The 16,584-nt window shown below is 62.3% G+C and carries 16 protein-coding genes; 5 read left to right on the top strand and 11 right to left on the bottom strand.

What is annotated here, in order from left to right; all coding sequences use genetic code 11:
- Positions 1-10 precede the first annotated feature (10 nt).
- Both D0550_RS29425 and D0550_RS29420 read left to right on the top strand, forming a co-directional pair.
- Positions 11-898, top strand: coding sequence for a D-amino acid aminotransferase (locus tag D0550_RS29425; RefSeq protein WP_116812765.1), 888 nt, complete (start codon positions 11-13; stop codon positions 896-898).
- A 45-nt stretch (positions 899-943) separates the two neighbouring features.
- On the top strand, positions 944-1,222 hold the full coding sequence (locus tag D0550_RS29420) for a YbeD family protein (protein ID WP_116812764.1): 279 nt from the start codon (positions 944-946) through the stop codon (positions 1,220-1,222).
- 9 nt (positions 1,223-1,231) lie between these two features.
- Here the strand turns inward: D0550_RS29420 and D0550_RS29415 are convergent, their stop codons facing one another.
- The 9 genes from D0550_RS29415 to D0550_RS29375 all read right to left on the bottom strand — a co-directional run bounded on the left by D0550_RS29415 (position 1,232) and on the right by D0550_RS29375 (position 9,130).
- On the bottom strand, positions 1,232-2,215 hold the full coding sequence (locus D0550_RS29415) for an NADPH:quinone oxidoreductase family protein (RefSeq protein ID WP_116812763.1): 984 nt from the start codon (positions 2,213-2,215) through the stop codon (positions 1,232-1,234).
- A gap of 25 nt (positions 2,216-2,240) precedes the next feature.
- Complete coding sequence (gene lipB / locus D0550_RS29410) at positions 2,241-2,864, bottom strand: lipoyl(octanoyl) transferase LipB (RefSeq protein ID WP_116812762.1); 624 nt, start codon at positions 2,862-2,864, stop codon at positions 2,241-2,243.
- A complete protein-coding gene (lipA, locus tag D0550_RS29405) occupies positions 2,864-3,871 on the bottom strand; it encodes a lipoyl synthase (protein ID WP_116812783.1) in 1,008 nt (335 codons plus the stop codon). Before lipA ends, lipB begins: the two co-directional genes overlap by 1 nt.
- Before the next feature lie 110 nt (positions 3,872-3,981).
- The gene (locus D0550_RS29400; protein ID WP_116812761.1) at positions 3,982-5,235 is read right to left on the bottom strand and encodes a tetratricopeptide repeat protein; all 1,254 of its coding nucleotides are present in this window, start codon (positions 5,233-5,235) and stop codon (positions 3,982-3,984) included.
- A 292-nt stretch (positions 5,236-5,527) separates the two neighbouring features.
- On the bottom strand, positions 5,528-5,956 hold the full coding sequence (locus tag D0550_RS29395) for an ExbD/TolR family protein (protein WP_116812760.1): 429 nt from the start codon (positions 5,954-5,956) through the stop codon (positions 5,528-5,530).
- 30 nt (positions 5,957-5,986) lie between these two features.
- Entirely contained in the window at positions 5,987-6,430 is a 444-nt protein-coding gene (locus D0550_RS29390; protein ID WP_241520960.1) for an ExbD/TolR family protein, read from the bottom strand.
- Positions 6,431-6,496: 66 nt separating this feature from the next.
- On the bottom strand, positions 6,497-7,252 hold the full coding sequence (locus tag D0550_RS29385) for a MotA/TolQ/ExbB proton channel family protein (RefSeq protein ID WP_116812758.1): 756 nt from the start codon (positions 7,250-7,252) through the stop codon (positions 6,497-6,499).
- Between the two features lie 108 nt (positions 7,253-7,360).
- A complete protein-coding gene (locus D0550_RS29380; RefSeq protein WP_116812757.1) occupies positions 7,361-8,008 on the bottom strand; it encodes an energy transducer TonB in 648 nt (215 codons plus the stop codon).
- Positions 8,009-8,509: 501 nt separating this feature from the next.
- On the bottom strand, positions 8,510-9,130 hold the full coding sequence (locus D0550_RS29375) for an energy transducer TonB (RefSeq protein WP_116812756.1): 621 nt from the start codon (positions 9,128-9,130) through the stop codon (positions 8,510-8,512).
- 212 nt (positions 9,131-9,342) lie between these two features.
- Here D0550_RS29375 and D0550_RS29370 point away from each other — a divergent pair, with 212 nt between their 5' ends.
- Together D0550_RS29370 and D0550_RS29365 are read left to right on the top strand one after the other, a co-directional pair.
- Entirely contained in the window at positions 9,343-11,643 is a 2,301-nt protein-coding gene (locus D0550_RS29370; RefSeq protein WP_116812755.1) for a catecholate siderophore receptor Fiu, read from the top strand.
- A 23-nt stretch (positions 11,644-11,666) separates the two neighbouring features.
- Complete coding sequence (locus tag D0550_RS29365) at positions 11,667-12,347, top strand: Fe2+-dependent dioxygenase (protein WP_116812754.1); 681 nt, start codon at positions 11,667-11,669, stop codon at positions 12,345-12,347.
- Here the strand turns inward: D0550_RS29365 and murU are convergent.
- The gene (murU, locus tag D0550_RS29360; RefSeq protein WP_116812753.1) at positions 12,344-13,021 is read right to left on the bottom strand and encodes an N-acetylmuramate alpha-1-phosphate uridylyltransferase MurU; all 678 of its coding nucleotides are present in this window, start codon (positions 13,019-13,021) and stop codon (positions 12,344-12,346) included. The two genes, D0550_RS29365 and murU, sit on opposite strands and share 4 nt — an antisense overlap.
- A 10-nt stretch (positions 13,022-13,031) precedes the next feature.
- A complete protein-coding gene (locus D0550_RS29355; protein ID WP_206606610.1) occupies positions 13,032-14,090 on the bottom strand; it encodes an aminoglycoside phosphotransferase family protein in 1,059 nt (352 codons plus the stop codon).
- Between the two features lie 131 nt (positions 14,091-14,221).
- Between D0550_RS29355 and D0550_RS29350 the strand changes: the two genes are divergently transcribed.
- Positions 14,222-16,555 (top strand): LPS-assembly protein LptD, encoded by a 2,334-nt coding sequence (locus D0550_RS29350; protein WP_161966121.1) that lies wholly within the window; start codon positions 14,222-14,224, stop codon positions 16,553-16,555.
- Positions 16,556-16,584: the final 29 nt, after the last annotated feature.

Here is a 16,584-nt window from a genome sequence, read left to right as displayed (position 1 = left end):
CGCAACTCCCATGCCCGACCCATTGCCGCAGTGCTATCTCAACGGCGAGTACTTAGCACTGCGCGATGCCCGAATCTCGCCACTCGACCGCGGTTTCCTGTTCGGCGACAGCGTCTACGAAGTGCTGCCGGTGTTCGGCGGCCGGATGTTTCTATTCCGGGAGCACTTCGATCGCCTGGCCCGCAGCCTGCGTGAGATCCGCCTGGAGAATCCACACACGCACGAACAGTGGCGCGGGATTCTCGATCAGCTGATCGCACTCAACGGCGGCGGCAGCGATTCATACATTTACGTGCAGGTGAGCCGCGGCATGGAGTATGGCCGCAATCACGCGTTCCCCGCTGTGGTCAAACCCACTGTGTTCGTCATGGCTTCGCCCATGCCCGTCTTTACCGATGAGCAGCGTGCGACTGGCTTGTCTGCGATCACGCTGGAAGATTTTCGCTGGGGCCGATGTGACATCAAGAGCACCTCGCTGCTCGCCAACGTGCTGATGAAACAGCAAGCCGCAGACGCAGGCGCCAGCGAGGCACTCATCGTGCGCGATGGCCAGGTGCTGGAAGGCTCGTCGAGCAGCGTGTTCATCGTGAAGGGCGGTGTGCTGATTACGCCCCCGAACAGTCATCGCATTCTGCCGGGCACGACTCGCGACGCGGCGTTGTCGCTTGCGACCAATGTCATGCCCATCGAGATTCGGAGTATCGCGCTCGAAGAATTGCGAGCCGCGGATGAGGTCTGGATCTCCGCCGCGACCCGCGACGTGCTACCCGTAACGCGCGTCGATGGCGCACCGATCGGCTCGGGGCGCCCGGGCCCGGCATGGCTGCGCATGGCGGATTCTTTCCTCCAGCTGCGCCAGCAACTGGCTGACACGCCAGCCGACACGCCTGGGCGGTGAATTGCGGCTTGACTTGGCGCCGCCCTGGCCGCATATCGACCTCCTATGAGCGACACCAGCACTCCGCCTGACACCCTGTTCGAGTTCCCCTGTGACTTTCCCCTGAAAGTCATGGGCCGCCGTACCGACGACTTTCGCAGCATCGTGCTGGGCATCGTGCAGAAGCACGCCGGTCCGATCGAGCCCGGCAACATCGAAGAGCGCCCCAGCAGCAGCGGCAGCTACCTGAGCTTGACGTGCACGTTTACGGCGCAGAGCAAACAACAGCTGGATGATTTGTACCGCGAGCTCACCGCGCACGAGCGAGTGATGGTGGTGCTATAACGCGAGCGCTCAATCCGCCGCGACGCGGATCACCACCTTCCCCGTCGAGCGCCGCGTATTCAAGACATCGAGCGCTGCCGTGAAGCGCTCCAATCCCTCCAGCTCCGTGACATGCGGCTTGATCTTGCCGCTCTCGAACAACTCGAACAGCGCCTGCAGATTGGACGCGTGCAGCGCCGGCTCCTTGCGCGTGTGGGCGCCCCAGAAGACACCCACGAGCGAACAGCCTTTGAGCAGCGGCAGATTCATCGGGATCGCCGGAATCTTGCCGCCGGCGAAGCCGATCACCAGGTAACGGCCGTTCCAGGCCATCGAGCGCACGACCTGCTCGGCGAAGTCCGCCGCCACCGGATCGTATGCGACATCGATACCACGATCGCCGGTGAACTCCATCACTTTCGCTTTGATCGTGTCCTGCGTGTAGTTGAACACCGCGTCCGCGCCATGACGCTTCGCCAGTTCCAACTTCTCCGGCGTGCTCGCCGCCGCCAGCACGCGAGCACCCAACGCTTTGCCGATTTCGATCGCGGTCAAACCAACGCCGCCGGCCGCGCCCAACACCAGCAATGTTTCGCCGGGCTGAATGTTTGCTCGCTGCACCAGTGCGTGATACGTCGTGCCGTAGTTGACGAGAAAGCCCGCGGCCGCAGCCATGCTCATCGATGCAGGCAACGGAATCAGTGCATGTGAAGGCGCAATGCACTCTTCAGCGAGACCGCCCTGTCCCACCATCGCCAGCACTCTCGCGCCCGGTTTGAACTCTGTGACGTCGGCTGCGACTTCGGTAATCACACCGGCAACTTCAGTCCCGGGCGTGAACGGCACTTGCGGCTTGACTTGATATTTGCCCGCGACCATCAGCGCGTCAGGAAAGCCGAAGCCCACTGCGTGCACGCGGATGCGAACGTGTCCCGGCTGCAAGGCCGGTGCGGGAATCTCTTTTACGGAAAGATCAGGAGGCGGCCCATAGCTGCTGAGGACGACTGCGCGCATGACGGAACCTTCGCATGTTGGTTCGCTAGCCGACGCTCGGCGTCAGCTGCAACGATGCAAGCAGTCGCGGCGATAGTGCATCCGCAACTTCCTGCACACTTGCGTTCACGCCCAGCGAGCGCAGATCGGTGACTTCCAGGCCACGATAGCCGCAGGGATTGATGCGCTGGAATGGCTGCAAATCCATCGCAACATTGAACGCCAGGCCATGATAGCTGCTGCCGCGGCGGATCCGCAGCCCGATGCTGGCAACTTTGCGTCCCTTTACATACACGCCGGGAGCGTCGCGCTTCGCGACTGCTTCGATGTTCCACGATGCGAGCAGATCGATGATCGCGTTCTCCAACGCCATCACCATTTGTCGCACGCCGAGCCCCGCTCTTCTCACATCGAGCAACGGATAGACCACCAGCTGTCCCGGCCCGTGGTACGTCACCTGGCCGCCGCGATCGATCTGCACAACGGGAATGTCGCCGGGCGCGAGCAGATGCTCCGGCGCGGCATTCATGCCGAGCGTGAATACCGGCGGATGTTCGAGAAACCAGATCTGGTCGGGCGTGCTGGCGTCGCGTTCGTTGGTGAACGTTTGCATCGCGCGCCAGGTGGGCTCGTACTCGACGCGCCCCAGCCAACGCAACTCAGGTTGCATTACGGATTGCCGACGGCTGGCTTCAATCCCGCGTTGTTTCTTTCCAGCGCACGCTCGGCGCGATAGCTCGATCGCACCAGCGGACCGGACACACACTCGAGGAAGCCTTTCGCCAGCGCCCATTCGCGGTAACGCTCGAACTCGGCGGGCGTGACCCAGCGCTCGATGGCGAGATGATTTGGGGTCGGGCGCAGATACTGGCCAAGCGTGAGAATGTCGACGCCGACCGCGCGCATGTCATCCATCGCAGTCTCGATCTCTTCGTCGGTCTCGCCGAGGCCGAGCATCAAGCTGGTCTTGGTCAGCACGTCGGGACGGAACCGCTTGGCGTGCCCGAGCACTGCCAATGTTTGTTCGTAGCTGGCGCGCGGATCACGCACCGGATGTGTCAGGCGACGCACGGTCTCGACGTTCTGTGCGAACACTTCGAGGCCGCTCGAGACCACCGTTTCGACATCGGCCAGCACGCCCTGGAAATCCGGCGTCAACGCTTCCACGGCGGTGCTCGGATTGAGACGTTTGATCTCACGCACGCACGCAGCGAAATGCGCCGCGCCGCCGTCGGCCAGATCGTCGCGATTGACCGAGGTCAACACGACGTACTTGAGCTTCATCAGCTGCACGGTGCGGGCGCTGTTGGCCGGCTCTTCGGCATCCAGCCAGCCATGCGGATTGCCGGTATCGACCGAACAGAAGCGGCAGGTACGGGTGCAAACTGCACCCATGAGCATGATGGTGGCAGTGCCGGCGTTCCAGCACTCCCCGATGTTCGGGCACTTGGCCTCTTCACAGACGGTGGCGAGCCGGTGTTCTTTCACGGTGCTCTTGACCGAGTCGAAGGCCCGGCCGGCAGGCATCGGGGCACGCAGCCAGGTGGGCTTGCGGCCAAACTCGATGGGAGCCGCCTGGGAGGACGCCTTGATGCCGTCCTTGATCGCACTGAAGCCCTGCGGCGTGCGGTACTTGTCGCCGCTACGGACGATGGGGATGCCTTTGAATTCGCTCACTTCGGGCTCGCTCACGGACGCGACATGGGGGCTCGCGGCCCGAATTCTAGCTGAAAACGAAAAGGCCCGGCTTTTGGCCGGGCCTTTTTGACATTACGTCAGCTGACCGTTCAGGCAGTCTGGGTGCGAATGACCCACAACTCGCCCAGGTCCTTGAACTTGCCGCCGGCCTTCTTGAAAGCCTCGCGAGCCTGGTCCTTCTGACCCTTCTTCAGGTAAGCCATGCCGAGGCTGATCTGAGCCTCGTCGGCATCGGTCACGCCACCCTTGGCGATGCCCTTCTCCAGCGCGGCAATGGCCTTATCGGTCTCGCCGTAGCTCAGGTACGCCTGGCCGAGGCCGACCAGGATCTGGCCCGTGCCGGCCTTATCGGCTTCGGTCTGCTGCTGAGCCAGGGTCTTGCGGTCCAGATCGGACTGCTTGGTGGCGCTGGTCATCAGGCGGTCATAACGGCCCTGCTCGGTCTTGTCGGCGACCTTCAGCACGCCCGTGTCCATGCCCTTCTGCATGGCAGCCTGCGCTTCGCCAGGGACGCCAGCATCGATCGACAGCTGCGCCATTTCGACGAAGTCGCCCTTGTCTTTGAGGATGCCCACGTCGTTCATCAGGCGGTAATAGCCGAGCGCGATGCGGTCACCGCTCTCCTTGCGGCGATAGATGTCGAGCAGGTTTTCCCAGTATTCGGCTTTCGGATAGTAACGGACCATGATCTTGAGCGCGTCGCCGATGCCGTTCTTGTCCTGCGGCTGCATCTTGAAGTACGAGCTCATGACGATCTGGATCCAGTTCTCGTCGGGCTTGCGGCCAGCCTTCACGGCATTGTTGACCACGTTCTTCATGGTATCGGCGGCGTTCTTGTAGTCGTTCAGCAAGTACTGCGACTGACCCAGCAGGATGCCCATGTCCTCGGTGTTCGGGTGCTTGTCCAGCCACTTCTTGGACCACTGCGCGGCCTTGTTGTAATCCTTCATCTGGAAGTACAGCTGGGCGACGGTCTTGGTGCGCTCGTCGACCTGCTCGGGCGGCATCAGCCCGGAGTTCAGCATGCGCTCGAACACCGGCGCGGCTTCACCGAACTTCTTCTGCTGAATCAGCACGAAGCCCATGAATTCATCGATCTGGTAGGCCTCGAACGGGGTCTTCTTGTCGACCGCGGCGGCCTTCTTGATCTCGGTGAGGGCCGTGTCCCACTGCTTCTTCTGCATCGCCTCTTGGGCGGCCTTGAGCGGAACGGCGACGGCCTTGGTGGTGATCTTGTTCTGCTGCTCGGCGGCCTGCGCCGCGGGGGCCAGCAAAGTCACCGCGGGAACCACAGCTCCCAAGGCCAGAGAAATCGCGACGGCAATACTACGTACTCGAGTCATATGGTTTCCCGATCTATAACAAAAGGGCGCGAATCGACCCACAGCTACTCATTCGTTCAATCGTTCGAGACGGTGCTGTGCAACCATTCGTCTTTATGACCATGGACCCGGCCATAAATTCGCTGGCCACCGCATCCCTACGGCCGTAAAGCTACAGAAATTGTGTGAGTCGTCGACTACAAACGGTCGGCGGCGGGAATTGTTTCGACTCCCGCCGCCACAAAGAGCTTCAATTCGACGGCATCGCTCACCCCGGGATGAACCCGGGCTGAACAGCTCCTGGGTTTTTCAGTTATTCGCCCATGAACTGTTCGTTACCAACGAAGCCGATGCGCTGCATGCCATTGCGCTGGGCCAATGCCAGCACCTTGGCCACCGTATCGTAATTCGCGCGACGCTCCGGACGCACGTGCAGTTCCGGCTGCGGGTTCTTGGCTGCTTCAGCGCGGAAGTAACCTTCCAGCTGATCCAGCTGCACCAGCGAGCCGTTCCACACTACGCTGCCGTCCCAATCGATGTCGACGCGGATCGGCTCCTGAATCACATCGGTGGGCGGTGGATTGGACTTGGACTGGGGCATGTCCAGCTTCACCGCGTGCGTCATCACCGGCAGGGTGATGATGAACATGATCAGCAGCACCAACATGACGTCGATCAACGGCGTCGTGTTGATATCCATCATGGGTTCGTCTGCCCCACCGCCGCCTACACTCATTGCCATGGCAAATACCTCTTCTAAGTAGCGCGGCGATTAGCGCGAGCTGGCGCCCGGCTCAGTGATGAATCCGACCTTCTGAATACCGGCGCGTTGCGCGGTCAGAATCACCCGGCCCACGTACTCGTAGCGCGTGGCCTGGTCGGCACGAACGTGCACTTCGGGCTGCGGATGCTGCACAGCTGCGGCCTTCAGACGCTCGAGCAGCGCTGACGTATCCGGGATCAGGGACTGGCTCCAGAAAATCTGGCCATCCTTGTTCACCGCGATAGTGATGTTTTCCGGCGCGGTCTTGGTCGCCTCGTTGCGGACCTTGGGCAACTCCACCGGGACGGTATGCGTGATCACCGGGATGGTGATCATGAACACGATCAGCAGCACCAACATGACGTCGACCAGCGGCGTCGTGTTGATCTCGGACATGGCCTTCTCGTCGGCGTCCGACGAAGCCGGAGCAAACATGCCTTCAAATGAACTCATATCAACGTGCTCCGATAGAGAAGGCCCCGGCACCTGAGTGATCAGGTGGACCCGGGGCCGTTCACATTACTTACGGGTCACCGCAGCGGCGGGGGCAGCGGCCGGAGCGCGGCCAGCAGCGGCCGGGAGCGGGCCGGTTTCGACGCGGGCGCCGCTCACCAGGTAGGCGTGCAGGTCCGAGGCGAAGTAACGCAGCTTCTCGATGATGTCCTTGTTACGGCCCAGGAGCCAGTTGTAGCCCCACACGGCCGGCACGGCGACGAACAGACCGATGGCGGTCATGATCAGCGCTTCACCGATCGGACCGGCGGTCTTGTCGAGCGAGGCCTGACCGGCGAGGGAGATCTGGATCAGCGCGTTGTAGATACCCCACACCGTACCGAACAGACCGACGAAGGGCGCGGTCGAGCCGGTGGTGGCCAGGATCGACAGGCCGGTGTTCAGACGCTTGGTGATGGAATCGACCGTGCGGTACAGCGACGCGGTGATCCACTCGTGCAGCGGGATCTGGTCGGTCAGGCGACCTTCGTGATGCTGGGCGGCGCGCAGACCGTCTTCCACCATCATGCGGAACGCGTTGTCCTTGCCAGTGAGCTTGGCGGCGCCGTCACGGATGTTGCCGGCAGTCCAGAAGCCCTTTTCGACTTCCTTGTACTGCTTGAACAGGCGGCGCTGGTCCCATGCCTTGGTGAGAATGATGTACCAGGAGGCAAGCGACAAGATCACCATGATGATCAGCGTGCCGTGCGCAACGACCCCACCCTGCTCCCAGAGTGCTTGTAGGCCGAAGGGGTTTTCGACGTTTTCGGTGTTCGGAGCCATGGAACGATGTCCTCTACGATTAAATCAATGACCTGAATCAGTGGGTGGAGTCTTGCCGTCTACTGGGCCCGCTCGTAGCAGGCCCTTATGTCACGCGTAGCCCGCGCCTCAGTCCGTGAGTTTGAATGTGACGGCGAACTGCCCCCACATCGGAACCGGTTTGCCATTCTCGGTACCGGGCACCAGGCGCCAGGACCGCTTCACTTCGCGAACCGCCGCTTCGTCCAGGCGGGGGAAACCGCTCGACTGCTTGACTTTGGCCTCGCCGACCCGGCCGTTCTCGAGCACATAGACCTCGAGGATGACCGTGCCCGCTTCGCCAGCACGGCGCGAAGAAGGTGGATATTCAGGCTGCGTCAGCGGACGGCGCGTATCCGACTTCGGCGCGGTGCGCTGAACCGGAGCCGGCGCTGGCGGCGCGGCCACCGGCGGCGGCGCGGTCGGCCGGACGTTGGTGGTCTGCTGAATCGCGTTGGTCGGCGGCGCGTCCGGCGTGATCGAGATGTCGATCTCCGGCGGCGGCACGAACGGCGGCGGCGTTTCGATCTTCGGCGGCGGCGGCGGCGGCGGCTCGTCCTGCTTCGGCGCCTCTTCGATCATGCGGGTCTCGATCGGGCCGAGCACGACATCGATGATCTGATGGGAAAGACCGGAGTTCAGCAGCCAGAACATCCCGACATGCAATCCAACAATGACTGCGAGGACGAGACCGCGGCGGGTGAAAAACGACGTGTCCGTGGCTGGTGCGTAGGGCATGCTTTGCAGCTCAACAAAAATAAGATACGGGGCTCAAGGCTCAACCCCGCATGATTAGTGCGCAACCGTTAGTGGTCGTTCGATGCGTATGCTCATTCGGCATACAACCCCCGTTTCTGCCGGCCTTCGCGTGCGCGTCCCCTCCGGGATGGCCGGAATTAAGTCCGTAAATTCCGTATTGACGCGTTGTCCTACAGACCGCAGAAACGGCGGGCAAGGTATAAAGTTTCTGCGAGGAAGGCAAGCACTCCGAAACAGAATCTACCTACCTGGAAACTAACTTTGCTGATAAGAAACGCGCCCCCAAATCCCCTGCGCACCATTCACGTGCCGACTTCCGAAGGCGTTGCAGCACTACTGTGCATACAGAGGTCAGAATGGCACTGGACGTATTGGCAACGATTACCGTAGTCGATTGTTCCACTCGCTGATGAACCAGCGTTGGCCGCTGTCACATTCGTCGTTAGGACAACATTTACAGACAACGCGCGCAACGAATAGTTACGCCGAGCCGCGATTTAAAGCGAATTCGATGGGTATCAGCACCAGCGCGCGCCTTGGCTCGCCGTCTTCCACGTAGGGCCGGAAGGCCGCACGTAACACGGCATCGCGGGCCGCATCGTCCAGTCGCGCATGGCCGCTGGACGTTTCTATTTCGATACTGCTCGCCTCGCCGTGCTCATCGATCACCACTCTCAACACGACCACGCCCTGTTCTCTCAAGCGCCGTGACTGAGGTGGATATCGGGGTGAAGGCTCGCGGACATATTCAACCGTCGACACCAACTTGGGTGTGCTCCGGTCGGCTTGCGGGGCAGCCGGAGGCGGTGCCTGGACCGAGACAGTGATCGCTCGTGGCGATGGCGGGGCCTCGCTCGGAATCTCGATCAGCGGCAGATCGGGCATCTGCGAAATCGGTTGCGGCGTTACCACGCTGACCTGAGGAAGCTCACGCTGAGGGGTTGGTTCAGGCTGCGATACGAAGACTGCGGTCAGCGGCACTTGCGCAACAGCCTGCTGAATCCGAGGCGCGAATGTGAGTGCCACATACAGCCCGATCGCATGCACGGCGACGATGGTGGTGGCGACACACAGGCGTTGCGAATGATCTGCAGCGAACACGGCGCTCTTCTCGGGCTCGAAAGTTTGCTCAGCGAAGGATCACGGGGAACAGCTGCGATGATGCCCTGGTAGTCCCTCGGTTGCAAATGAGAACCCTTCTCACCTAAAGTCCGCTCCCACAAAAACCAGCAGCCCGCCAACCCGGCCCTCCTTCAGGCGCCGTCAGTCGCCAGCCAGAAGCCACTACCTTTCAATAAGGGAGACCTCCGGTCATGCGCGACATCTTCAAACGCCGCTCCACGCTCGCGGCCACCGTTTTCACTGTGCTACAGGCAGCGGCCCCGCAGCTGCATGCTGCTGAGGACAAACCGCAGCAGATGCGAAAGATTCAGGTCGAGGGCAGCGAGGAAACCCTCAAGGTCGATACGGTGAGTTCGCCCAAATTCACTCAACCGTTGCTCGATACCCCGCAAACGATCGCCGTCATAAGCAGTGAGATCCTCCGGCAGCAGCAGAGCACGACGCTCAGCCAGGCGCTGCGGAATACCCCGGGCGTGACCTTCTTGCTGGGCGAGAACGGCAACACCGCGACCGGCGATTCGATCTTCATGCGTGGTTTCGATACCCAGGGCAGCATCTTCATCGACGGTATCCGCGACCTCGGCACCATCTCGCGCGACACCTTCAACACCGAGCAGGTGGAAGTCGCCAAGGGTCCGTCGGGGCCCGATAACGGCCGCGGCGCCGCTTCCGGCTACATCAACATGGCGACCAAGGTGCCGGTGACGGATAACTTCTCGCGCAGCACGATCAGCTACGGCACCGCCGAGAACAGCCGTGTCACCGGCGACCTGAATCACTACTTCGAAGGCGCCGGCACCGCGTTCCGTCTGAACGCCATGGTTCAGGATGGCGGTGTCGACGGCCGCGATCACGTGGAGAGGAACAGCTGGGCCATTGCCCCTTCGCTCGCGCTCGGCCTCAACGGCAACACGCGCGCTTACTTCTATCTGCTGCATACGAAACAGGACAACCGGCCCGACGGCGGCCTGCCGACCATCGGCCTGGATGGCTTCTTCAACGCGGCCTTCGCGCCAGGCGGCGCCAATGCGGGGCTGCGGCCGGCGAAAGCGGATCGCGACAACTTCTATGGTGCGCTCAGCGATTTCGACGACGTCAAAGGCACGATGTTCACCGCGCGGGTCGAGCACGACTTCAATGACAACCTGCACCTGCGCAACACCTCGCGTTACGGCAAGTCCGAGCAGTTCTATCTGCTCACCGGAGTGAACGCGATTACGGCGACCGATCCGAATCCCGGCGCATGGACTGTGTCGCGCTCGCGCCAGGCCAAGTTCCAGGAAAACACGGTGCTGACCAATCAGACCAACCTGACGGCGACGTTCCAGACCGGCACGCTGGAGCATTCGCTGACCAGCGGTCTGGAGTTCATTTACGAGAAGCAGTTCAACCCGACTTATATCGGCCAGGGCACCATGGCACCGGCCGGCTCGGCGGCGAGCGCGAATCTGGCGAGTCTCTACCACCCGAATCCGCGCGATCCCATCACCGGCCTCGACCTGGTGCGTAACGGCGTTTACACCAAGGGCGACACGACGACCGTCGGCGCTTATCTGTTCGATACCATCTCGTTCGCGGAACGTTGGGAAGTCACGGGCGGCATCCGCCTCGACGACTACACGACCCAGTTCGAAAGCGCATCGCTGTCCACCGCGACCACTCATCCGACGCTGCCGGTGGGCACACTCGTGCCGACCCAGCTCGAGTCCTCCGATTCCCTGTTCGCGTACAAGGTGGGCGTGCTGTACAAGCCACGGCCAAACGGCAGCGTCTACCTGTCGTACGCCACCTCGCAGCAGCCTCCCGGTGGCGCCAACTTCACCTTGAGCACGGCGACCACCGGTAACAACGCGGTCAACAATCCCAACGTCGATCCGCAGAAGTCGAGCAATGTCGAGCTCGGCACCAAGTGGGACCTCAACGATGGCGCGTTCGCAATCACCGGCGCGCTGTTCCGTAGCGAGAACAAGAACGATCTGGTGCAGAACGATCCAACCGATCCGTCGGCGATCCAGCAACTCGGCAAGAAGCGCGTGCAAGGCATCGAGCTGGGTGTGGTCGGTCGGCTCACCGATGCCTGGCAGATCAGCGCGGGCATCGCCAAGCTGAAGACGGAAGTTCTCGAAGGCACCGCGACCCAGAACGGCGCGCAGATCAACTGGTCGCCCGAGCTCACGTTCACCAGCTGGACCACCTATCAGTTGCCATTCGGCCTGACGCTCGGCGCCGGCGTGCGCTACGTAGACACGGTGTTCCGTCAAATCAACAACAACAGCGTGCCCGGCGCGACGCCGCCCAACACGCCGCAAGCACCGGACTACTGGGTGGTCGACGCCATGCTCTCCTATGTCATCGGCGAGCACCTGACAGTGCAGCTCAATGGCTACAATCTGGCCGACGAGTTGTACGTGGCAAGCCTCAACAATGGCGGGTCGCGCTACTCGCCCGGCGCGCCGCGCTCGGCTTTGCTGAGCTTCAGCGTCGACTTCTAAGGTCCCAATCGAGTGCACGCCGCATGATCGTTCGCATCCCCAGGCTCCTCAGCGCCGAGCAGGTGAACGAAGCTCGGCGTGCCCTCGACGCAGCGGAATGGATCGACGGTAAGGCGACCGTCGGCGAGCAAGGCGCGCTGGTGAAGAACAATCGCCAGCTCGCCGAGCACTCGCCGGTGGCGCGCCGTCTGGGTGAGATGATCCTGACGGCGCTCTCTCGCAATTCGCTATTCTTCTCGGCGGCACTGCCGTTGCGCACCGTGCCGCCGCTGTTCAATCGTTACGAAGGCGGCGAGCACTATGGCGTGCACATCGACGGCGCGGTGCGCGGCATTCCCGGCACGTCATATTTTCTGCGCACCGATTTGTCTTCCACGTTGTTTCTCAGCGAGCCGTCCGAGTACGACGGCGGCGAGCTGGTGATTCTGGGCACGCACGGCGAGCAGAGCATCAAATTGCCGGCGGGCGATTTGATTCTGTATCGCTCCGGCAGCCTGCATCGGGTCAATCCCGTGACTCGCGGGCAGCGCACCTGTTCGTTCTTCTGGACGCAGAGCATGGTGCCCGACGATCGTCACCGCGAGCTGTTGTTCCAGCTCGATACCACCATTCAAGATGTGCGACGCCGCTTCGGCGAATCGGATCAGAGCGTCGCGCTCTCCGGGCATTACCACAATCTGCTACGGATGTGGACGCAGCTCTAAGCTGACCGCTCCCGATCGATCTGCTGCAGCTGTTGGGGCGTGCCGACGTTGTGCCACACACCGCGATACAGCTCGCCACTCACCCGGTTCTTGCGGATCCAGGCAAACATCAGCGGCGCGAGCGGAAACTTGCCACGCTGACAGCCGGAAAAGAACTCCGGACGCAGCACGCCGATGTTCGCATACGTGTAGCGTTCGCCACTGTCGGTGAGCCTTCCATCGGCAAGACCGAAATCGCCGCGCGCGTGAAAGTCAGGATTGGGCACGACGACGAAGTGCGCCACGTCGGCGGTCGAAAGCTTTTTCGCGACGTCGCCGATCGGATACTCGGTCCACACGTCGCCGCTAACGACTACGAACGGGTCGGTGCCCGATGGGCCTGCAAGCAACGGCAACGCCTCGAACACACCGCCGCCGGTTTCCAAAGCGGCGTCGCCTTCGTCGCTGTAATGTAGGCGCACGCCGAATTGCGAGCCGTCGCCGAGCGACGTGCGGATCTGCTGGCCGAGCCAGGCGAGATTGATGACGATCTCGCGCATCCCCGCGGCGGCCAGCGCCTCGATGTGATACTGGATCATCGGCTTGCCGGCTATGGTCAACAGCGGCTTGGGCGTGCGGTCGGTAAGCGGACGCATGCGCTCACCTCGTCCGGCCGCAAGAATCATCGCGCGCATGGGGGCTGTCCTAAAGCTTCGCCATCGCCGGCACGATGCGCCGTTCGATGAAGCCGGTGAGGAACTCCAGATCGCCGTAGTTCTCGATCACCTGGCGGACATAACTCAGCGTGCGCGGCAGATCCTTCAAGTAACCCGCCTTGCCGTCGCGGTGATACAGCCGCGCAAAAATGCCGAGCACTTTGAGCTGACGCTGCACGCCCATCAGATCGAACCAACGCTGGAACTGCGCCGGGGTGGCACCGACGTCGAGCCCACTACGCTGCGCCCTATCCCGGAAATATTCGATCCAGGCATGCACTCGCTCGCTCGGCCAAGCTACATAGCTATCTCGCAACAGTGACACCAGGTCGTAGGTGATCGGCCCCAGCACCGCATCCTGAAAATCCAGAATGCCGGGATTGGCGCCGTGCCCGCCCCGGTCGTGGCTCACGCCATCGGTGACCATGAGATTGCGCGAGTGATAGTCGCGATGGACGAACACTCGCGGCTGCTGCAGGGCTGCGGCGACCAATGTATCGAACGTCCTGGCGATGCCGGCGACCTCGGCCTCGCTCAACTGCAGACCGAGATGCTTGCCGCAGAACCATTCAGGAAACAGCCCCATCTCACGACGCAGGAGCGCGTCGTCATAAGGCGGCAGCTGCGCGGCGTGTTGACCGGCCCGCGCTTGAATGGCGACCAGTGCATCGATCGCCTCGCGATACAACCGCTCGGCATCGCCGCCCGCGTCCAGTTCGTTCAGATAGGTTCGCGAGCCCAGATCGGTGTTGAGCAGGAACCCCTGGGGCTCATCCCGATGCAGCACCTGCGGCGCATTGACCCCCACGTCCACCAGCATGGCCGCGACGCGGATGTAAGGACCCATGTCCTCCTTGCCTGGCGGCGCGTCCATGGCAATCCAGGTCTGGCCCTGGCGCGAAACACGGAAATAGCGACGAAAGCTGGCGTCGGCGGAAGCCGTCGTCACCACGAAATCGCGCGCGCCGAACAGTCCGGCGAGCCATTGCTCGAGCTGTTGCAGCCGTAAGTCGGGTGATGCAGAACCATCGGGTGAAAGTGACGACACGCGGATCGCTGCTCCAAAAAAGAAGGTGGAACGTAAATAGACGGCCTGCGAAGAACGGCGCTCATTATAATCGCCCCCCGATGCACCGAACTGCGACACCACTAACAAGCCTTTCAATCGCAATCGCGGCAGTGCTGGCCGCAGCGTCGGTCTCGGGCACGGCATACGCTGCCGAGCGTGAGGCGAACCCTGCAAATGCTTCTGCGCCGGCGGCCGACAACCAGGCACCCAAGTGCCCGGCGCCGAACACCGAAACCACCGCGACCCGCCGACGCGGCCAGGCCAAGCCGCCGGCGCCGCTACCCGAAGATATCGAGTTCGAATCCGACGGCGCCGAAGGCACGCGCGACGGCGAGCTCAAGCTCACCGGCAAGGTCGAGATCCGCCAGGGCGAGCGTCGCATCCATACCCGCGACGCCACTTACAATCCACAGGACGAAAGTTTCAACGTCGACGAGGGCGTCGAGTACAGCGACGGCCAGGTCACAGTGCGAGGCCAAAGCGCGCACATCGATCGTCGAGGCAGCGCGGTGTTCGAAGGCGCTCAGTTCGAGCTCGCGGATCGTAATGCGCGGGGCGCGGCCGATCGTATCCGGGCGACTACCGAGGGCAAGCTGTCGCTCGACAACGTCGTGTACACGACCTGTCCGCTCGGCAACGAGGATTGGAAGCTGACCGCATCCGACATCGACATCAGTCAGCAGGCGGGCCTCGGTATCGGCCGCGGCGTGCGTCTGGACTTCAAAGGCGTGCCGCTGTTCTACACGCCGTTCATTTCCTTTCCGGTCGGCAACGAGCGCAAGTCGGGCCTGCTGTTTCCGACCATCGGCACCTCCTCACGCAGCGGCTATTCGCTGTCGGTGCCGTGGTACTGGAACATCGCTCCGAATTATGACGCGACCTTCACGCCGACCTACTTCAGCAAGCGTGGCCTGAAGCTCGACAGCGAGTTTCGTTACCTCAAGAGCAGCGGCCCGGGCCAGATCGATGTGCAGTATCTGCCCGACGATCGCGAATACGGCTCCGAGCGCAGCCTGGTGCACTTCATCGACCAGACGGATCTCACCCGTCGGCTGCGTTTGAACGTCGATGCGGCCAATGTCAGCGACGATCAATGGTTCCAGGACTTCGGCATGGGCCCCGAGGGCACCAGCGTCACCTATCTGAACCGCTCCGCCCACCTCACCTACCTGGACGATCGCTGGCTGGCCATTCTGAACGCACAGAACTTCCAGACCATCGACGCCGTCACTCAAGGCGTGCCACTGATCCCGCCGTCGGAACGCCCGTACACCATGTTGCCGCAGCTCGCGGTGCGGGCGAATTTTCCCGAGCAGCCGTTCGGCCTCACCTACGGCATGGATTTCGAGCTGGTCAATTTCCGCCACAACGTCGAGGGCCTGACCACCGGCTGGCGCACCGACTTCGCGCCGGAAGTCCGCATGCCGCTGCGGGGCGCGGGTCTTTATATCGAGCCTGCGGCGAGCTGGCGCTACACGCGCTACAACCTCAGCGACGGCGCCAGCAACGACAGCGAAGACACGTTCACGCGCTCGGCACCGATCCTGAGTGTCGATGGCGGCATGGTATTCGAGCGCCTGTTCGGCTCGCGCAATCAGCGGCTGAGCACGATCGAGCCGCGCTTCATGTATTTGTATGTTCCCTATCGCAACCAGAACGATCTGCCGGTGTTCGACACCGAGATCCCCGATCTGAACCTGGTGCAGCTGTTTCGCACCAATCGTTATGTCGGCGCGGATCGCCTCGGCGATGCCAATCAGCTGGCGATCGGCTTCACCTCGCGCTGGCTGGATGCGGACACCGGCGAGCAATACATCGCCGCGACCGTCGGCCAGGCTTATTACTTCGAGCCGCCGCGCGTGACGTTGCCGGGCGAAGTGCCGAACAGCACCAGCACCTCTGACATCGTCGCCGAGCTCGATCTGCGCGCGTACGGGAATTGGAACATCCGTGGCGCCATCCAATGGGACCCGAGCCAGACTCGCTCCGAGCGCGGCCAGCTGCAGCTGCAATACCGACCTAGCTACGACCGCGTCATGAATCTCGGGTACCGCTTCCGGCGCAACCGCCTCGAACAGGTCGACGGCTCGGTCGCCTGGCCGGTCAGCAAGCAATGGAGCCTGTATGCCCGCATGGTGTATTCGCTCGAAGGCAACGCCATCGAGGACACCACCCCTCCGGTGAACCCCAACCAGCCCCCCACCGGTGTCGGCGTGAACGAAAAGGGCGTGATCGACCAGTTCGCCGGTCTGGAATACCGCTCCTGCTGCTGGCGATTCCGTGTCGTGGCGCGGCGTTACGTGAGCGACCGCAGCGGCGATCTGGACACCAGTTTCCTGTTCCAGCTTGAACTTAACGGGCTATCGAGTGTCGGAGTGGGCGCGAATACTTTTCTGGAACGGTCGATTCGGGGATACTCCATCGATCCTCCCAAGGATGAATGACGCCTCACTTCAGAGGCCGCCCCAGTGGC

It is taken from the genome of Steroidobacter cummioxidans (assembly GCF_003104955.1).
Note: the sequence above shows the minus strand (reverse complement) of the source record. Positions and strands in the feature narration are given on the sequence as shown.

Excerpts from the sequence above, each read along its gene's own strand:
- D0550_RS29400 (WP_116812761.1), bottom strand. The coding sequence starts at position 5,235 with ATGACTCGAGTACGTAGTATTGCCGTCGCGATTTCTCTGGCCTTGGGA.
- D0550_RS29415 (WP_116812763.1), bottom strand. The coding sequence starts at position 2,215 with ATGCGCGCAGTCGTCCTCAGCAGCTATGGGCCGCCTCCTGATCTTTCC.
- D0550_RS29425 (WP_116812765.1), top strand. The coding sequence starts at position 11 with ATGCCCGACCCATTGCCGCAGTGCTATCTCAACGGCGAGTACTTAGCA.
- D0550_RS29390 (WP_241520960.1), bottom strand. The coding sequence starts at position 6,430 with ATGAGTTCATTTGAAGGCATGTTTGCTCCGGCTTCGTCGGACGCCGAC.
- murU (WP_116812753.1), bottom strand. The coding sequence starts at position 13,021 with ATGCGCGCGATGATTCTTGCGGCCGGACGAGGTGAGCGCATGCGTCCG.
- D0550_RS29380 (WP_116812757.1), bottom strand. The coding sequence starts at position 8,008 with ATGCCCTACGCACCAGCCACGGACACGTCGTTTTTCACCCGCCGCGGT.
- D0550_RS29370 (WP_116812755.1), top strand. The coding sequence starts at position 9,343 with ATGCGCGACATCTTCAAACGCCGCTCCACGCTCGCGGCCACCGTTTTC.
- D0550_RS29385 (WP_116812758.1), bottom strand. The coding sequence starts at position 7,252 with ATGGCTCCGAACACCGAAAACGTCGAAAACCCCTTCGGCCTACAAGCA.
- lipB (WP_116812762.1), bottom strand. The coding sequence starts at position 2,864 with ATGCAACCTGAGTTGCGTTGGCTGGGGCGCGTCGAGTACGAGCCCACC.
- D0550_RS29365 (WP_116812754.1), top strand. The coding sequence starts at position 11,667 with ATGATCGTTCGCATCCCCAGGCTCCTCAGCGCCGAGCAGGTGAACGAA.
- D0550_RS29395 (WP_116812760.1), bottom strand. The coding sequence starts at position 5,956 with ATGGCAATGAGTGTAGGCGGCGGTGGGGCAGACGAACCCATGATGGAT.
- D0550_RS29420 (WP_116812764.1), top strand. The coding sequence starts at position 944 with ATGAGCGACACCAGCACTCCGCCTGACACCCTGTTCGAGTTCCCCTGT.